At 47.6% G+C, this 16,301-nt stretch carries 13 protein-coding genes; 6 read left to right on the top strand and 7 right to left on the bottom strand.

Features of this window, described 5'->3' with window-relative positions:
* Window positions 1-340 precede the first annotated feature (340 nt).
* The 3 genes from Q7C_RS03725 (at window position 341) to ydiJ (ending at window position 5,174) form a co-directional block, all read left to right on the top strand.
* Window positions 341-739: a TraR/DksA C4-type zinc finger protein gene (locus Q7C_RS03725; protein WP_014703361.1), complete on the top strand. Its 399-nt coding sequence runs from the start codon at window positions 341-343 to the stop codon at window positions 737-739.
* Window positions 729-1,940 (top strand): zinc metallochaperone GTPase ZigA, encoded by a 1,212-nt coding sequence (gene zigA / locus Q7C_RS03720; RefSeq protein ID WP_014703360.1) that lies wholly within the window; start codon window positions 729-731, stop codon window positions 1,938-1,940. Before Q7C_RS03725 ends, zigA begins: the two co-directional genes overlap by 11 nt.
* A gap of 174 nt (window positions 1,941-2,114) precedes the next feature.
* The gene (gene ydiJ, locus Q7C_RS03715) at window positions 2,115-5,174 is read left to right on the top strand and encodes a D-2-hydroxyglutarate dehydrogenase YdiJ (RefSeq protein WP_014703359.1); all 3,060 of its coding nucleotides are present in this window, start codon (window positions 2,115-2,117) and stop codon (window positions 5,172-5,174) included.
* Window positions 5,175-5,176: 2 nt separating this feature from the next.
* Here ydiJ and hisI read toward each other — a convergent pair whose 3' ends face one another.
* From hisI to Q7C_RS03685, 6 genes are all read right to left on the bottom strand, one after another.
* Window positions 5,177-5,665, bottom strand: coding sequence for a phosphoribosyl-AMP cyclohydrolase (gene hisI, locus Q7C_RS03710; RefSeq protein ID WP_014703358.1), 489 nt, complete (start codon window positions 5,663-5,665; stop codon window positions 5,177-5,179).
* An 18-nt stretch (window positions 5,666-5,683) separates the two neighbouring features.
* Window positions 5,684-7,036 carry a dihydroorotase gene (locus Q7C_RS03705; protein WP_014703357.1) on the bottom strand — a complete coding sequence of 451 codons (1,353 nt, stop codon included), beginning with the start codon at window positions 7,034-7,036 and terminating at the stop codon, window positions 5,684-5,686.
* A complete protein-coding gene (gene thrS, locus Q7C_RS03700; RefSeq protein ID WP_014703356.1) occupies window positions 7,029-9,044 on the bottom strand; it encodes a threonine--tRNA ligase in 2,016 nt (671 codons plus the stop codon). Before thrS ends, Q7C_RS03705 begins: the two co-directional genes overlap by 8 nt.
* 123 nt (window positions 9,045-9,167) lie before the next feature.
* The gene (locus Q7C_RS03695) at window positions 9,168-10,166 is read right to left on the bottom strand and encodes an arsenic resistance protein (protein ID WP_014703355.1); all 999 of its coding nucleotides are present in this window, start codon (window positions 10,164-10,166) and stop codon (window positions 9,168-9,170) included.
* Window positions 10,160-11,284, bottom strand: a complete 1,125-nt coding sequence (locus Q7C_RS03690; protein WP_014703354.1) for an NAD(P)/FAD-dependent oxidoreductase — start codon at window positions 11,282-11,284, stop codon at window positions 10,160-10,162. Before Q7C_RS03690 ends, Q7C_RS03695 begins: the two co-directional genes overlap by 7 nt.
* A complete protein-coding gene (locus Q7C_RS03685; protein WP_014703353.1) occupies window positions 11,281-11,733 on the bottom strand; it encodes a SufE family protein in 453 nt (150 codons plus the stop codon). The genes Q7C_RS03690 and Q7C_RS03685 overlap by 4 nt, the downstream gene beginning before the upstream one ends.
* A 119-nt stretch (window positions 11,734-11,852) precedes the next feature.
* Between Q7C_RS03685 and Q7C_RS03680 the strand changes: the two genes are divergently transcribed.
* The 3 genes from Q7C_RS03680 (at window position 11,853) to Q7C_RS03670 (ending at window position 15,327) form a co-directional block, all read left to right on the top strand.
* Window positions 11,853-12,311, top strand: a complete 459-nt coding sequence (locus Q7C_RS03680) for a Fur family transcriptional regulator (protein WP_014703352.1) — start codon at window positions 11,853-11,855, stop codon at window positions 12,309-12,311.
* A gap of 117 nt (window positions 12,312-12,428) precedes the next feature.
* Window positions 12,429-14,087, top strand: coding sequence for a formylmethanofuran dehydrogenase subunit A (locus tag Q7C_RS03675; RefSeq protein WP_014703351.1), 1,659 nt, complete (start codon window positions 12,429-12,431; stop codon window positions 14,085-14,087).
* Between the two features lie 103 nt (window positions 14,088-14,190).
* On the top strand, window positions 14,191-15,327 hold the full coding sequence (locus Q7C_RS03670; protein WP_014703350.1) for a CobW family GTP-binding protein: 1,137 nt from the start codon (window positions 14,191-14,193) through the stop codon (window positions 15,325-15,327).
* Here Q7C_RS03670 and Q7C_RS03665 read toward each other — a convergent pair.
* Window positions 15,296-16,231 carry an AraC family transcriptional regulator gene (locus tag Q7C_RS03665; protein ID WP_014703349.1) on the bottom strand — a complete coding sequence of 312 codons (936 nt, stop codon included), beginning with the start codon at window positions 16,229-16,231 and terminating at the stop codon, window positions 15,296-15,298. The two genes, Q7C_RS03670 and Q7C_RS03665, sit on opposite strands and share 32 nt — an antisense overlap.
* Window positions 16,232-16,301: the final 70 nt, after the last annotated feature.

Below are 16,301 nucleotides of genomic sequence, written 5' to 3'. Positions count from 1 at the left end.
CAATGTCTAGGCATGCAGGGTGGCCATCTACTCTGTCGAATGAATGCATTGCCATCTGCATTATCTACCAAGGTTAGCTGGCTGCAGCTTAATAGCTATTGCCGCAAGTTTATCTATGTAAGATGTAAACATCTGTTGGCTTATGCAAATCAATTTTCTAGTTAAAAATGCACGTGAAAGATTAGTGATCTATAATGATATGATATATCATAAATACAAGTGACTTTCCTTAGTTGGATTCTCAATATCAAATCGAGCGCTGAACTGAGAACCAGAAATCAATTTGTAAATAAAAATCAAGATGTGTTCTCAGTGGCCAAACGAATGTTGGATCAGAAAGATGGATGAAAAAACCTTATTAAATGCATCAGACGATGAGTACATGAATGCAGAACAACTGGCATTTTTTGATCTTCGCTTGCAACAGCTTCGGCAGGAAACGCTACAGGAAATAGAAGCACTTCGCGCTGAAATTTCACAAGCCAGGGTGAGTGATGTTAGTGATCGGGCGACATTAGAGGAAGAAGCAATTATTGCCATTCGAATCGCAGACAGAAAACGCCAGCTTATTCCTAAAATTGATGCTGCACGTCACCGAATTCGTATGGGTGATTATGGGTATTGCACGCAGACTGGAGAGCCAATAGGCATTCAACGTCTATTGCTTCGACCAACGGCCGAGTTTTCGACTGATGCAAAAACGATAAATGAAAAAAAGGAAAGCCACTATGACCATTGAACAGGACAAACGCCTGCCGGTTACCGTTTTGTCAGGTTTCCTTGGGGCTGGCAAAACCACCGTTCTGAATCATATTCTCAACAACCGTGAGGGCCGAAAGGTAGCCGTCATTGTTAATGATATGAGCGAAATCAACATTGATGCTCAGCAAGTCAATAACGAGGTTGATTTCAACCGGTCTGAAGAAAAGTTGGTAGAAATGAGCAATGGCTGCATTTGCTGCACCTTGCGTGAGGACTTATTGCTAGAGGTTCGTCGTCTGGCTGATGAAGGCCGCTTTGATTATCTGGTGATTGAATCTACCGGTATTTCTGAGCCGTTACCGGTAGCCGAAACCTTTACCTTCGCTGATGAGGATGGACAGAGCCTGTCAGAAGTGGCGCGTCTGGATACGATGGTCACGGTGGTGGATGCCGCCAACTTTCTGAATGATTTCCAGCAGGCAGACATGCTACAGGATGCCGGTGAATCACTGGGCGAAGACGATGAGCGAAGTGTCGCTGATCTGCTGGTGGATCAGATTGAATTCTGTGATGTGATTTTGATTAGCAAAACCGACCTCTGTAGCCCAGAACAACTCAATGCTGTCATCGGTGTTATCAAAGGCTTAAATCCCGTCGCCGAGATTGTTCCCATCGAGCAAGGACAGGTCGCCCTCGATAAAGTGCTGGCAACCGGCAAGTTCGATTTTGAAAAAGCAGAACAATCAGCAGGTTGGTTGCAGGAAGGACGCGGTGAACACAAACCGGAGACGGAAGAGTATGGCATAAGCAGCTTTACTTATACGGCGCGTAAACCGTTCAACCCACAGAAGTTTTATGACTTTCTGCACCAAGAGTGGCCGTGTGGAAAACTGATTCGTTCCAAGGGGTATTTCTGGCTGGCCAGCCGACCGCAATTTGCAGGTCAGTGGAGTCAGGCGGGCGGTATTGCGCGGCATGGCTTTGCGGGCATGTTCTGGCGTGCGGTACCGGAAAGTCGCTGGCCACAGGATGAAGAGTCACTGAAAATCATCAAAGAGCACTGGGTGGAACCGTTCGGCGATATGCGTCAGGAACTGGTATTTATTGGCCAGAATATGGATGAAGGTCAGGTCAGAAACATGCTGGATGAGTGCCTTATCAGCGATGAAGAGTTACTCGCAGGTAAATCATTGTGGGAAACCATGACGGATCCATTTCCTCAATGGCAACCTGCTTAGCCAGCATATTTAACAAACACCTACCAAGATTGTTCGCTATTTCCCCATCATATTACGTTTTTGATTGAGAGCGGCATGTTGCCCGTTATCAATGCTTTTCAAACGCGTGAATGACAGTGCAGTTGTAGATGATCGTCGGTGTTTTTTGTTGTTATGCCCAATTTCACAAGTTAAATGATTATTCAGGCAGTTAATTCATCATCCCTGATTTCTTCCGTCTACCAGGACTTTTTGCACACACTCCAGCAAACAGGCTTTGTCGGTGAAATAGAGAGCGACTACGCCACGCGTACCGTGTTTGCGACGGATAACTCTATTTATCAACGTCTGCCGCAGGCCATTGTCTTTCCGGCCACCGTAGAAGACGTAAGTCTGTTGGCTAGCTTGATGGCGCAGCCAGCGTTTACTGAAATCGTGATTACCGCAAGAGGCGGCGGTACGGGTACCAATGGACAGTCACTGACAGATGGCATTGTGGTGGACCTGTCTCGCCACTTAAACCGGGTACTGGAGATCAATGTGGATGAGCGTTGGGCCAGGGTGCAGGCCGGTGTGGTCAAAGATCAGTTAAATGCCTTACTGAAGCCTCATGGCTTGTTTTTCTCACCTGAGTTATCGACATCAAACAGAGCAACAATTGGCGGCATGATCAACACCGATGCCAGCGGCCAGGGTAGCTGTGTGTATGGCAAAACACGTGATCATGTGATTGAACTGGATACGGTTGTTGTCGGTGGTGAGCAGCTGCATACGCAGGCCATTACTGCGACAGAACTCGCGCAACATACCGCGAGCCTTAGTGAACGTGAGGCATCAATTTATCAATCCCTGGATAAGCTCAGCAGCGAAAATGCGGCATTGATAGCGTCAACCTTTCCTAAGTTGAATCGCTGCTTGACCGGCTATGACTTGGCGCACTTGAATGAGAAGGGTGAGTTCAATCTAAACAGTGTTATCTGTGGCTCTGAGGGCACCTTGGGCTTTGTGGTTGAAGCCAAGCTGAATTTACTCCCCATTCCCAACTACTCCGTGCTCATCAACCTTCGTTACCCGAGCTTCATGGACGCATTACGTGACGCCAAAACGTTGATGGAGCACCAACCACTCTCGATTGAAACGGTTGATTCGCGGGTGCTGCAATTGGCACAAAAAGACAGTGTTTGGCAGAGCGTTTGTGAATATTTCCCTGATGACAGTGGTAATGTTCTGGGTATTAACCTGATCGAGTTCAGCGGCGACAGCAAGTCGTCGGTTGATACCGAGGTGAGTGCTTTTTTGGCGTATCTGGAGCAGGATCAGTCCATAGCACGATCGGGTTATACCCTGGCTGCAGGTGAAGATGCGGTGAAGCGGGTCTATGGGATGCGTAAACGCGCCGTGGGTTTGCTCGGTAACTCGCAGGGTGAAGCCCGGCCGCAGCCGTTTATTGAAGATATGGCGGTACCGCCGGAAAACCTGGCCGATTTTATTGCTGAGCTTCGTGATTTACTGGATGGCCACGAACTGCAATACGGGATGTTCGGACACGTTGATGCCGGTGTTTTGCATGTCAGGCCGGCCTTGGATATGAAAGACCCGGAGCAGGCGGCGCTGATACGACCGATCACCGATCACGCGGTCAAACTGATTGAAAAGTATGGCGGCCTGTTATGGGGTGAGCATGGTAAAGGGTTGCGCTCTGAGTATGTGCCGCAATTCTTTGGCGACTTGTACCCGGCTATTCAGCAAGTCAAAAGCCTGTTTGATCCCAATAACCAGTTGAATCCCGGCAAGATTGCCTCGCCCTTGGGGTCTGCCAAAGACGCCTTACTTAAGATTGATGGTGTTGCTCTACGCGGTGAGTATGATCGACAAATCGCACCGTCAAACTGGCAAAGCTTTGGTGCCAGCATGCACTGTAATGGCAATGGCGCCTGCTATAACTACGACGTCAACGATGCCATGTGTCCATCATGGAAAGCGACACGGCAACGTATCCATTCTCCCAAAGGCCGTGCTTCGGCAATGCGCGAGTGGTTACGACTGCAGCAACTGAGTGGTGTGGATGCCGCTGAAAAAGAGCGTGCATCAGCTGATTACTCATCGTGGCAGCAACTCAAACAGGCTGTGACGAAAAAAAGGCGAAAGGCGGAAGACAGCTTTAACCATGAAGTTTACGATGCAATGGCGGGGTGTCTGGCCTGTAAATCCTGTGTCGGTCAATGCCCTGTTAAAGTGAACATTCCTGAGCTGCGATCACGGTTTTTGTTCCTCTATCATCAACGCTACTTCCGGCCATTGAGGGAGTATCTGGTGGCCTCGCTGGAGTTCTTTATCCCTTATCTATCGCGTGTTTCACCGCTTTACAACGGTGTGATGGGGCAGGCGTGGGTGAAGCGACTGTTGGCGAAAACCATTGGTATGGTGGACAGCCCGCTATTTGATTCAGAACATCCGGCTTTTCAAGCGAACTTACAGCAATGGGGCGTTAAAACGGCTACCGCTGAAGAATTATCTCAGCTGAGTGCCGCTGAGAAAGAACGCTGTGTGGTCTTGGTTCAGGATACCTTTACCCGCTATTTTGATACGCGTGTTTTAGCGGCATTGGTCGAGTTGATGTCTGAATTAGGTTACTCGGTGTGGTTGGCCAAACATCTTCCCAACGGCAAACCTTTACATGTTCAGGGCTTTAGAACAGCTTTTGCTAAAACGGCACAGCGTAATATCGACGCGTTGAATGCCTTGGCGGCGTTGAATGTGACCTTAGTCGGGCTGGATCCGGCGATGACCTTAATTTACCGACAAGAATATGCAGCCCTTACGAATGCTGGATCAGTGCCAGAGGTGTTACTGCCACAGGAATGGTTGATGAAACATTTACCTGAAAGCAGTGCGTCGACTGCGTCAGCCACCTATAAGCTATTCATGCACTGTACTGAAAAAACCAATGCGGCCAGCAGCACTGCACAGTGGCAAGCTGTATTCAAACGTCGCGGTCTGCCTATGTCTGTGGTGTCTACAGGCTGCTGTGGCATGTCAGGTACCTATGGTCATGAACTGCGAAATCTTGACACCTCGACTACGATTTTCCAGCAATCCTGGGCGCCACAATTAGCACAGACGCAGCCGAATGAAGAAGTGTTAGCGACCGGCTATTCGTGTCGTTCGCAAGTAAAAAGAATGCAGGATGTGAGGTTAAAACACCCGGTAGAGGTGTTGCTCGACTCCGTTAAACAAGAGCGAGCAACACACTAAGATTAGAGTATGGTTGGGTTGGGCGCATCGCCGTAGACGTCTTCCGGCTCAAACACTTTTGTCTGTTCGGTGAAGACCAGATCTGCTTGTTGCTCACGGTCTTGTCCGACCGGGACACGACGATAAAAGCAGGAGCGATAGCCAACATGGCAGCTTGCGCCTGAGCCCAGTACCTTCACTGCCAGCCAGATCGCATCCTGATCGTCATCAATACGCATTTCGATGACCTGCTGGACAAGGCCACTGGTCTTACCTTTGTGCCACAAGGTTTTCCGTGAACGACTCCAATAATGTGCCTCGCCGGTTTCAATGGTTTTGCTGAGCGCTTCCTGGTTCATATAGCCCAGCATCAATACCTCGCCTGAGGCATGGTCGGTGGTAATACAGCTAATCAAGCCCTGCTCATCAAATTTTGGCGCGAGTTCGTTGCCTTCCTCGACCTGCTCGATGGTTTTCCTGTCGTGAAACAGGGACGGTGATGTTTCGGTCATGGTAAAGTCCTAAAGTCGTTACTGGTGATAATCAAACTGGATAGGCTGAGCGTCCGGCCGGGTCGACAATGCCTCGTCCCGAACAACGATATTGCCGCGTACGATGGTATGAATCGGCCAACCGGTGATGGCTTTGCCATCGTAAGGTGACCAGCCTGACTGGCTGGCAATCCAGCTGTTTTCAATGGTGCGCCTGGCTGAGAGATCAACAATAGAAAAGTCGGCGTCGTAGCCCACGGCAATACGTCCTTTGCCCTGAATATTGAATAAACGCGCAGGACCTGCACTGGTTAAATCGGCCAAACGCTGCAGGGTCAGTCGACCATGGTGGACATGATCGAGCATCACCGGCAGCAGGGTTTGCACTCCAGTCATACCGCTGGGTGAGTTTGGATAAGGCTTGGCTTTTTCTTCCAGAGTGTGCGGGGCGTGGTCACTGCCAATCACATCAACAATGCCATTGTTGATGGCACGCCATAAGGCGTCCTGATGGCGTTTTTCCCTGACCGGTGGGTTCATTTGAGCGAGACTACCCAAGCGTTCATAGCACGCTGGCGCACTCATGGTCAGATGGTGAGGCGTGACTTCAACGCTGACATGGTGCTTATGTTCTGCCAGGAAAGTGATCTCTTCTTCAGTACTGATATGAAGCACATGCAAGCGACGACAGGTCTTTTCAGACAAAGCGACGATGCGTTTGGTCGCAAATAAGGCACTGTCGACATCGCGCCAAAAAGGGTGCTGACGAACGTCTTGATCGGCTTCAACAAGCTGACGACGCTCACGCAGACGTTGTTCATCCTCAGCATGAATTGCCACACGACGCTGGCCCGACATCAAAATACGCTCAAGTATGGTTTGATCATCGGTTAACAAATCACCAAAGGAGCTACCCATAAACACTTTTACGCCGGAGCAACCGGGGAGCAATTCCAATTCGGCCAATTGCTCAGCATTCACGGCAGAGCCACCGAGATAGAAGGCATAGTCACACCAGGCGGAGCGTTTAGCGATATCCAGCTTGGCATCAAGATCGGCTTTATGCATCGTCAACGGGTTGGTGTTGGGCATCTCGAAGATGCCGGTGATCCCGCCAAGCACGGCACCTCGGGTACCCGCTTCAATCGTCTCTTTGTGGGTTAAACCCGGTTCACGGAAGTGCACCTGTGTGTCCATCACACCGGGCATCATATGCAGGCCCTTCACGGATAAGGTGGTGTCTGCTGACCACTGAGACTGCAAATCACCTAATGCCACAACACGTCCATGTCGGCAGGCGATATCAATGTGCCGTTCACCGGATGGGGTGATGACGGTGCCGTCAGTGATCAGTAAGTCAGCGTGACGGGATACTGCTTGCGTATCATTCATGGGTGTCAGCCTGTTTGGGTTGCAATGCTTCCAGCACAGCCTGAAGTTGCTGAGCCTGCGCTTTCTGGTCGGGTGGTTGAATCGCTTCGCTCATCATCGCGACAACCTCATTCAGTTGAAGCGTTCCCAGGTTGTCACCGTTCAACTGGCGAAGTGAGAGTGTCTGATTCTCTTTTTCTTTATCACCGATAACGGCAATGTAGGGGATACGCTGCAAGGTGTGCTGACGAATTTTGTAGCCTATTTTTTCTGAACGGCTATCGATATCGACACGACATCCCGCATTACGCAGTAGCTGGGCAACCTGCTCTGCGTAACCGCTGAGGCCTTCATGTATGGTGCAGATAACCAGTTGAACAGGGGATAACCAGACGGGCAGCTTGCCTTCATACTGTTCGATAAGAATACCGATAAAGCGCTCCAGTGAGCCCAGAATGGCACGATGCAGCATCACCGGTGCTTGAGGCGCGCCACTGGCATCAATGTAGCTGAGCTCAAAACGGGCAGGCAGGTTCATATCCACTTGTAAGGTGCCGCACTGCCAGTCGCGTTTGATGGCGTCTTGTAAGACAAATTCCAGTTTGGGGCCATAAAATGCGCCTTCACCTTCATTGACTTGGTAGTGCAGTTGTAACTCATCCAGTGCGTCAATGAGGGCCTGCTCTAGGCGATCCCAGGTCTCATCCGAACCAATGCGATTGTCTGGCCGGGTAGACAGCTTGATGCGGATATCGTCAAAGCCTAACTGTTTATAGATATCCAACAACAGGGCAATGGCAGCAACACACTCCGGCTGCATTTGAGCAGGGGTGCAGTAGATATGGGCGTCATCCTGAGTAAAGTGTCTGACTCGCAACAAACCATGCAAGGCTCCAGACGGCTCATAGCGGTGCACTTTACCGAACTCACTCATGCGAACCGGTAGGTCACGGTAGCTTTTTACCCCCTGCTTGTAGAGCAACACGCTGCCTGGACAGTTCATCGGCTTCATCGCCAATACACGACCGTCGGCGGTCTCCGTGGTAAACATATGCTCGCGGTAGTTTTCCCAGTGACCGGAGGTTTCCCAGAGGCTTCTGTCCATCGCATCTGGCGAATTGATTTCGTCATAGTCTTCGGCTGACTGGCGACGGCGCAGGTAGGCAATTAACTGCTGCAGGACTTGCCAGCCCTTGGGGTGCCAGAATACCGAGCCCGGCGCCTCTTCCTGAAAATGAAACAGATCGAGTTGACGGCCCAGCTTGCGGTGGTCGCGTTTTTCCGCTTCTTCAAGCTGATGCAAGTAGGCCTTGAGGGCTTTTTTATCCGACCATGCAGTGCCATAAATACGCTGCAGCATGTCGTTGTTGGCATCGCCACGCCAGTAGGCGCCGGCCAGCTTGGTTAATTGAAAGGCGTTGCAGAAGGACATAGTCGGCACATGCGGGCCACGACACATATCAATGTATTCTTCGTGGTAATACAGGCCGACTTCTTTGATGTCCTCAGCCATATCATCAATGAGCCGCACCTTGTAGCTTTCGCCCCGGGCTTCAAATATTGCCCGGGCTTCAGCCTTGGCGGTCATTTTTTTGACAACGGTATAAGCGGTCTTAGCCAGGGCTTCCATTCGCTCTTGAATGGTGGCTAAGTCTTCCGGCGTAAAGCGGTGCTCACTGTCGATGTCATAAAAAAAGCCATTATCAATGACCGGGCCTATGACCATTTTAGTGTCAGGAAACAGTTGTTTGACGGCATGACCAAACAAATGTGCTGTGGAATGACGAATGATGTCGATGCCTTGCTCCGTGTTGGCAAACACCGGCTCAACCACACAGTCGCTATGGAGAACGTCCGATAAATCATGGGGTTGCCCATCTACTGTGGCTGCTACGACAAAGCGCGTTTTTGTCGGCATCAGGGCCTGCAGTGCTTCATCGATACGTACAGGTTCACTGAAGGTGTGCGCTTGTCCTGATGCGAGTTGAACTTTGATCAAGGAACTAGCGTGTGATGAGGATAATGACATGGTGCTTAAAACTCATTTGAAGGGGGCTTTCGCCATCAGTACGTTGCGAGAGTGAACAAAAGCCGTACTATAAAACGCCCACCTAAATAGATAGGTCACTCAGGTGGGGTTGATTTCATTTCATCATGCCAATCGTTCTGCTGTTTTTGAGTGTGATGAACGCATCAGCAAATGGCTTAACAAGGTAAGGTGTGGAAACTCCAGGAGCATGCCAATAACAATGGCTGCGTAAATTAAGGGCTGTGATGGTAAAACAACCATGGTGACCGCTAACATTAATGGCGCATTTCGTGCTGCTACGGTCATGGTGAGTAAAACATGTTCTGAATAAGGCAGAGAAAATCGCTTACTGACAAACTCACTGAGCATAAAGGTCAGTACAAAAAAGCAAAACACTGCCAGTAACATCCAGATGAAAACATCAATATGGCCCAGCAACACATCAATATTGCCGGCAAAAATTTGCATAATCAGCAAGGCAATGATGAATGGGATAAGTCGATTCACTTTATCCAGCAGCCGTGTAATTTGGTCATGATTTAACACAAGCTTCAGTGCCAATCGTGCAGTCAGCGCAATCAGGACGGGTTCAATAAACCAGTTCAATAAGGTATCGGTGATAATGCCGGTTTCTAATTCAACAATATTTTGACTGAATAAATATAAAAAAAGCGGGAAAAGCAATAATTGTAATGTCATATTGATCGGCATTAGCGCCGCACCGAGCATCGTGTCGCCTCGGCAGAGACGGGTAAAGCCTAAAAACCAATCTGTACAAGGTGACATGAAATAAATCATTAACCCCAACATAAACAGGGGGTAATGGTTTAAAAAGACCGACGCAATGGCGAAGCCAATCAATGGCACAAACACAAAATTCGCGATAACCGCGATGGCAATAAATTTCAGCTTTCGCTTATCGGTAATAATTGGGTTAAAACGTATCGTGAAAAACAGTAATACAATCAACACAAACAGTGTTGGATCCATAAAGTCGCTGATATAAGTGGCTATGTTGGGAGCCAGATAGCCAGTCACAGAACCAACTACAATGCCTGTTAAAAGCAGGAGAGCGGTAAGGCCCAAACCGTTTCGATAAATTGGTGTAATTAGGTTTAACATTCGCAGCCCTCGCAGCAGTCACTATTTCCATAAGGTCCCCAAGGATCAGACTCACTGTGCAGCTGACTATCGTCATAATTTAGACAAAGTGCGATGAGTTTGGCCATTTGAGTAAATCGTTGGCGAAATTTATAAATAAAACAGTAGAGTCGATCTTCCTGACGAACTTGTGGCCCAATCAAAAACAGCCCTGGTGTGATGGTCGATTCATCTGCTTCGGTTAACAATAAATGGCCATCGTTATCCCAAGCCCATAACGACGCGATTTGCTGTGCGCCACCACCAGATAAAAATCCGGTTGCCAAAATCGGAGCATGATTGATTGACCAAGACCGGCCATCCTCAGCATGAACATGAAAGGTTTGGTCTGTATGTTGAAGAACTTGGTCAACATGTACGCCAAACTCCAACAATAATTTCCCCGATGCGAGCGCCTCGTTAAGTCGATCTCGGGTGTGGGGGGAAAGCGATAGACTGGGGTCATACATATTTTCCGCTTCCCAGCTATCTTTTTTTACCAATAAGCGAACAACATGTCCTTGTTTGATTAAATTGACACTCGCATCAACGCCGCTTTCATATCCACCGATCACAATAAATTCTTCGGCCTCATAATCAGCCCAGTCACTGACTGTCGCATAGTGAATACAATATTCAGCACCCATGAATGGATTGACATCTGGAAACTGAAATTCACCGGTTGCCCAGATAAGGTATCGAGATTGGATTTGTCCTTGTGATGTTTCTAAGCTAAAGCCCTGTCCGTTAAGCCGTTTGACGGTCGTTACCTGACAATCTTCAATAATTGGCAACTCAAATCCCTGTGCCATAAATGTCAGGTAATCGGCATATTGTTTACCCGTCGGGTGTTGTGATTGACAAAAAATGGCTGGTGAACTGTATTCTGTGATGGCATTAAGGTCAGCGAGTCCAAACGGATTGCTATGAAATGATGGCGTAATGAATCGGGTTTGTTTTGGCCAGCGTCGAAACGATTCGCCAATCTCACCCGCCTCTAAAACAACAAATGACAACTCCGGAATCATTTGCAGTTTTGTTGCCATGCCAACACCGGCAGCACCTGCACCAACAATGATCACATCGTAGGAGGAATTCATTTCGATAAAGCCTGCTGTTGGTAGGATTGATGGGCAGAGAGATAAATCTGTTCAATCATGCGAGCAAGACCGGTTGAACGCTGAGAGGTCAAATTGTGAAGAAGACCCGTTTGCGTAATAAAGTCTGGCGATGCTCGTTGTATCTCATCAGCGGTGTGGCCTGAATAGACCCGGAATAATAATGCCATTAGCCCTGCGACGATGGTTGAGTCGCTGGTACCTGAAAAGTACAATTTATTGTCAGTAACCTCCGTGCAAAGCCATACATTTGATTGGCAACCCGTGATTTTGTACTGATCGGATTTTAGGTGGTTGCCATCACGAATGATTTTTTTCCCCATATCAACCAAGTAGGCATAGCGGTCTACCCAATCATTGAATGCCCGAAAATTATGAATAATCTGGGTTTGTGCATCTTGAATGCTCTCGTGACTGGAGGACTGTGACATGTTCTCTTAATTAACTATTTAATGATATAATGTATCATATCATATGTTTTGACAGATTATTCAACTCTAGTGGTAATTTTCAGTGAATTTGCTTGGGTAAGGCGCAATGGATTCTTTCAATGGAAGTGGATGAAATTTTAAATCGAGCCGAAAGAACCTGCTTTGAGCGGGGGGCAAAATTGACACCTAAACGTCGAAAAGTGCTGGAAATTATACTGACAGAGTCCAGGCCGCTATCTGCCTATGATATTGTTGACTCATATCAACAGAGATATTTCCAAAGCATCCCGGCTATGTCCGTTTATCGGATGTTGGAATTTCTCATTTCTCATAACTTGGCGCATAAATTAACTTCGGCAAACAAATTTATCGCCTGTTCGTCTATCGGGAATGAACAGCTCGGCCAGACATCACAATTTTTAATCTGCGATAAGTGTCAGTCGGTTAATGAAATTAATATTGACCACGATTTGTTTGCTCAATTACTGAAGGATATCGGTGATAACAATTTTAAGCTCATTGATACGCAGCTTGAGCTTCACGGGTTATGCGAGAACTGCCAGGTATCCGATCTATGATGTATGACCTTATATGATACGATGTATCGTATTAATCATGGCTTATGCCATGCGTCTGCTGGGCCTTATCGGCTTGAAAATGTTTAATGCTTTACCGACGGCCGCCAAGGAGTTTCCATGAATATCGTCTGTTTAAAAAATGCTTGTGTCTATGATCCACTGCAACATGCTGATGGCCAGAAAAAGACATTGTGGATTGGTGATGACAGAATTATTGATGAGCCAAGCCAAAGTCTTCAACAGCAGGCCACGGTGATCGATCTCGAAGGCGCAGTGACGATGGCAGGGGCCTTAGATATTCATAGTCATATTGCAGGGGGCAATGTAAATACCGCTCGACTCATGTTGCCGGATCAACACCGTAATCATTTGCAGCGTAATCGCTTAAAGCCGTTTCACAATGCCAAATGGTCTTCATTTGAAACCGGATATCGATACACTGAAATGGGCTATAGCATGGTTCTTGAGCCAGCGATGTTGCCAATTAATGCCCCGCAAGTTCATGCCGAGTTGGCTGATATTCCTATCATTGATACAGCGGCATTGGCAGTGCTGGGTAGCGATGACTTTTTGGTCAGATTATTACGGGCTGACGCCAGTCAGAATCAAATTAACGATTATGTCAGTTGGACAATGAATGTCACCAAAGCGCTAGGTTTAAAAGTGATTAATGCTGGTGGGTCGCAGGCATTCAAAAAAGGTGTTGAGACATTCGGTCTGGATGACACCGTACCTGATTATGGTATTTCATCGCGTACCTTATTACAGAAATTACAAACCGCCGTCGTTCAGACCGGATTACCGCACCCTGTACATGTCCATTGCAACAATCTGGGGACACCGGGCAACATCCAGACCATAGTCGATACCATGGAGGCAGCGCAAGGTCTGCCTATGCATTTAGCGCATGTACAATTCTACGGATATGGCGATGAGGGCAAATATGGTTTTTCCTCTTCCGCTGCGAAATTAATGACCGCTTTTAATCGCCACCCCAATATCACGATGGATGTAGGTCAAGTTTTATTCGGCCAGACGGTCACACTTTCTGGTGATGTGATGGCGCAATTTGATCGTCGACATGATGCCTCACCGCAAAAATGGCATATTTGGCATGCTGAAAATGAGGGCAGTGGGGGGATTGTGCCTTATCAATATAAGTCAGCAAGTTTCATTAATGGCTTACAGTGGGCCATCGGCCTGGAAATTTTTTTATTATGTGATGATCCTTGGCGTTTGTTTTTTACAACAGATCATCCTAATGGTGCACCATTCACAAGATATCCGGATTTACTCAGATTGCTGATGGATTATGACTATCGAATGGAATGTCTCTGCAATCTGCATCCCGATATTGCGGAAATGACGTTACTCAAAGAAATTAAACGCGAGTACAGTCTTAACGATATTGCGATTATGACACGTGCTGCCCCATCGAAATTATTAGGTCAGACAGATCGGGGGCATCTTAAACCAGGAGCGAAAGCAGATATCGCAATTTATCGTGAGCAAGCAGATAAAGCAGCCATGTTTCGGCGGGCAGAGAAAGTATTTAAAAATGGTCAATTAGTACTGGATAATGGAGAAATAATGGTGAGTGCGGCAGGTAAAACCTTGGCACTTAATGTGGGCTATGACCGAAATATTGAAGGCCATATCCAAGACTATTTTGATCGCTTTTATAGTCTCCGCTTGAGTAATTATGGTTTGGCGAAAAGCGAGGCAACTGAAGCACGCTTGCAGCTTCATAACGTTCATGGGGCTTTCTCACATTAAATGACAGTTAGAGTCAGCTTTTTTAAGTCGATATAGTCTCTATCCAGCGAGATTGGTCGACTTGCCCAGGCCATTACCGTATTCAAATAAATACAAATTTAAGATGACGAAATTGACACTCGGTCGCATTCAACGTGGTGTTGCCACTAACGTGATTACCGGGTTTCTTGGAGTAGGTAAAACCTCTGCAATTCAGCAATTGTTAAAACAAAAGCCCGATAATGAGCATTGGGCGATCCTCATCAATGAGTTTGGCAAAGTTGGCATTGATCGACAATTGCTAACCAGCCAGGCCAATCAAAAAAGTCAGATTGAAATTCGCGAGGTTGTGGGTGGCTGTATGTGCTGTACTGCCGTATTACCAATGCAAGTCGCCTTAAATCAATTATTAAGAATTCGAAAATGGGATCGTCTGATTATTGAACCTAGCGGACTAGGACATCCCAAAGAGGTCATCGCGACATTGCGTGGTCCCGATTATCAAGGGCTGTTGGATATTCGAGCAACCATCACGCTTGTCGATGCACGTCATTTTAGAGATACACGGTATATCGAGCATGCGGTGTTTCAACAACAGTTGCGGATTGCTGACGCACTGGTTGTCAATAAAACAGATTTATCCGATGCAGCTGATTTCTTCCAAATGCACAAAACGCTCAAAGCGATGAATTTACAGGATTTCCCAATATACGATTGTGAGCAAGGTGAGATTAAACTGGCCTGGCTGAGCCCAATAGCCAAGTCCAGACAGACGAAATGGACTCACTCAGCCTTAATCACTCCATTTGAATTAAACGAGACACCGATATCAGAAAAGGGGTGGTTAGCCGAAACACAGGAATTGGATGGATGGTTCAGCTTTGGTTGGCGGTTTGCCGATGACTGGTACTTTGATTCACTAGCGTTAATGAAATGGTGTCATATAACCAAACCAGACCGGTGTAAAGCGGTGATGAAAACCCGTGACGGCACCATGATGATTAATGCTGTCGGAAATCAGTTAACGCATGCTTTTTCTGAAACAAGAGTCACAGAAAGCCGATTGGAAATGCTGTTTCAGAAGAAGCCAGATGACAACAATTTTCAGCCTTCGTTGTTTCATGTCGAAACTTGTTGGGACCGTCTGATTGATGAACTTGGTGGACTAGGCTGCCGAATAAGTCATCACTTGATTGCATGGTCAGGATTACCCAGATTATTGCCGATCATTACATCAAGGCGCTATCCACGTTTGCCTTAGCATGTTGCCTTGGCGAAACGCCAAACAATCTGCTGTACTCACGGCTAAATTGTGAAACACTGGAATAGCCTACATGCATGCAGGCCGTACTGACATCCATCATCCGGTTGAGCATGACTTGTTTAGCCTCATGTAGGCGCAACTCTTTCTGAAACTGCAACGGTGTCATACTGGTGACGGTTTTGAAATGATGATGAAAGGCGGACACGCTCATATTACTGAGATTGGCGAGATCATCTACTTTCATTGGCTCTTTGAAGTGTGTTCTTAACCAGCGAATGGCTTTGGATACGCGTTGCAAATTCGAATCAGTGCTGGCTATTTGTGCTACTAAAGCACCAATTTCGCTGCGCAGCAGGCGAATAAAGATTTCATCAGTAATCAGCGGCTGCAAAAATTCGGCATCGTCTGGCTGACATAACAATTCCAGCAGACGACTGCCCGCTTCGACAATTTTTGGATTTGCCTGACCGATAAACAAGGCGCGCGGATGCTGCACCCTGGGCAGACCATTTGGGAAGGCCTTCATGGTCAGTTCAGCCAGTTTTTGTGGCTCGATATCGACGATCAGGCACAGATAGGGTTCGGCTTCACTGGCTTTGACGATCTTCGCCGATACCGGCACTTCGGTAGAGTAAACCGCCATCCGCGAGTTATCGTAATCGTAGACATCCTGGCCAATCAGTACACGCTTCGCACCCTGAGCGATAATGCACATGCCCGGCTTGGTGACCGCGCGGGTGGGATTGGTTTCCTGCGTTGACGTTCTCAGCAGATGGACACCGGGCAGGGGCAAATCAAACAGACCATCATGCGGTGCGTAGCGGGCAATTAGCTCCGCCAGCCGGGCACGGGCCTGGGCGCTGTCATCTTTATCACTGGTCTGGATTGCTGATTGCTGCATAATTAAAGACTTATACTCCGCTTAAAACAAAGCACACTGATCATCGTTGAGCTAAAATCAGCTTCTGTTT

This window comes from Methylophaga frappieri (genome assembly GCF_000260965.1).
Lineage (GTDB): Bacteria > Pseudomonadota > Gammaproteobacteria > Nitrosococcales > Methylophagaceae > Methylophaga > Methylophaga frappieri.
Note: the sequence above shows the minus strand (reverse complement) of the source record. Positions and strands in the feature narration are given on the sequence as shown.

What these genes read in the sequence shown, in the direction of transcription:
- zigA (WP_014703360.1), top strand. Translation starts at nt 729, where the DNA reads ATGACCATTGAACAGGACAAACGCCTGCCGGTTACCGTTTTGTCAGGT.
- Q7C_RS03675 (WP_014703351.1), top strand. Translation starts at nt 12,429, where the DNA reads ATGAATATCGTCTGTTTAAAAAATGCTTGTGTCTATGATCCACTGCAA.
- thrS (WP_014703356.1), bottom strand. Translation starts at nt 9,044, where the DNA reads ATGTCATTATCCTCATCACACGCTAGTTCCTTGATCAAAGTTCAACTC.
- Q7C_RS03670 (WP_014703350.1), top strand. Translation starts at nt 14,191, where the DNA reads ATGACGAAATTGACACTCGGTCGCATTCAACGTGGTGTTGCCACTAAC.
- Q7C_RS03665 (WP_014703349.1), bottom strand. Translation starts at nt 16,231, where the DNA reads ATGCAGCAATCAGCAATCCAGACCAGTGATAAAGATGACAGCGCCCAG.
- Q7C_RS03690 (WP_014703354.1), bottom strand. Translation starts at nt 11,284, where the DNA reads ATGAATTCCTCCTACGATGTGATCATTGTTGGTGCAGGTGCTGCCGGT.
- hisI (WP_014703358.1), bottom strand. Translation starts at nt 5,665, where the DNA reads ATGACCGAAACATCACCGTCCCTGTTTCACGACAGGAAAACCATCGAG.
- Q7C_RS03680 (WP_014703352.1), top strand. Translation starts at nt 11,853, where the DNA reads ATGGAAGTGGATGAAATTTTAAATCGAGCCGAAAGAACCTGCTTTGAG.
- Q7C_RS03685 (WP_014703353.1), bottom strand. Translation starts at nt 11,733, where the DNA reads ATGTCACAGTCCTCCAGTCACGAGAGCATTCAAGATGCACAAACCCAG.
- ydiJ (WP_014703359.1), top strand. Translation starts at nt 2,115, where the DNA reads ATGATTATTCAGGCAGTTAATTCATCATCCCTGATTTCTTCCGTCTAC.
- Q7C_RS03705 (WP_014703357.1), bottom strand. Translation starts at nt 7,036, where the DNA reads ATGAATGATACGCAAGCAGTATCCCGTCACGCTGACTTACTGATCACT.
- Q7C_RS03695 (WP_014703355.1), bottom strand. Translation starts at nt 10,166, where the DNA reads ATGTTAAACCTAATTACACCAATTTATCGAAACGGTTTGGGCCTTACC.
- Q7C_RS03725 (WP_014703361.1), top strand. Translation starts at nt 341, where the DNA reads ATGGATGAAAAAACCTTATTAAATGCATCAGACGATGAGTACATGAAT.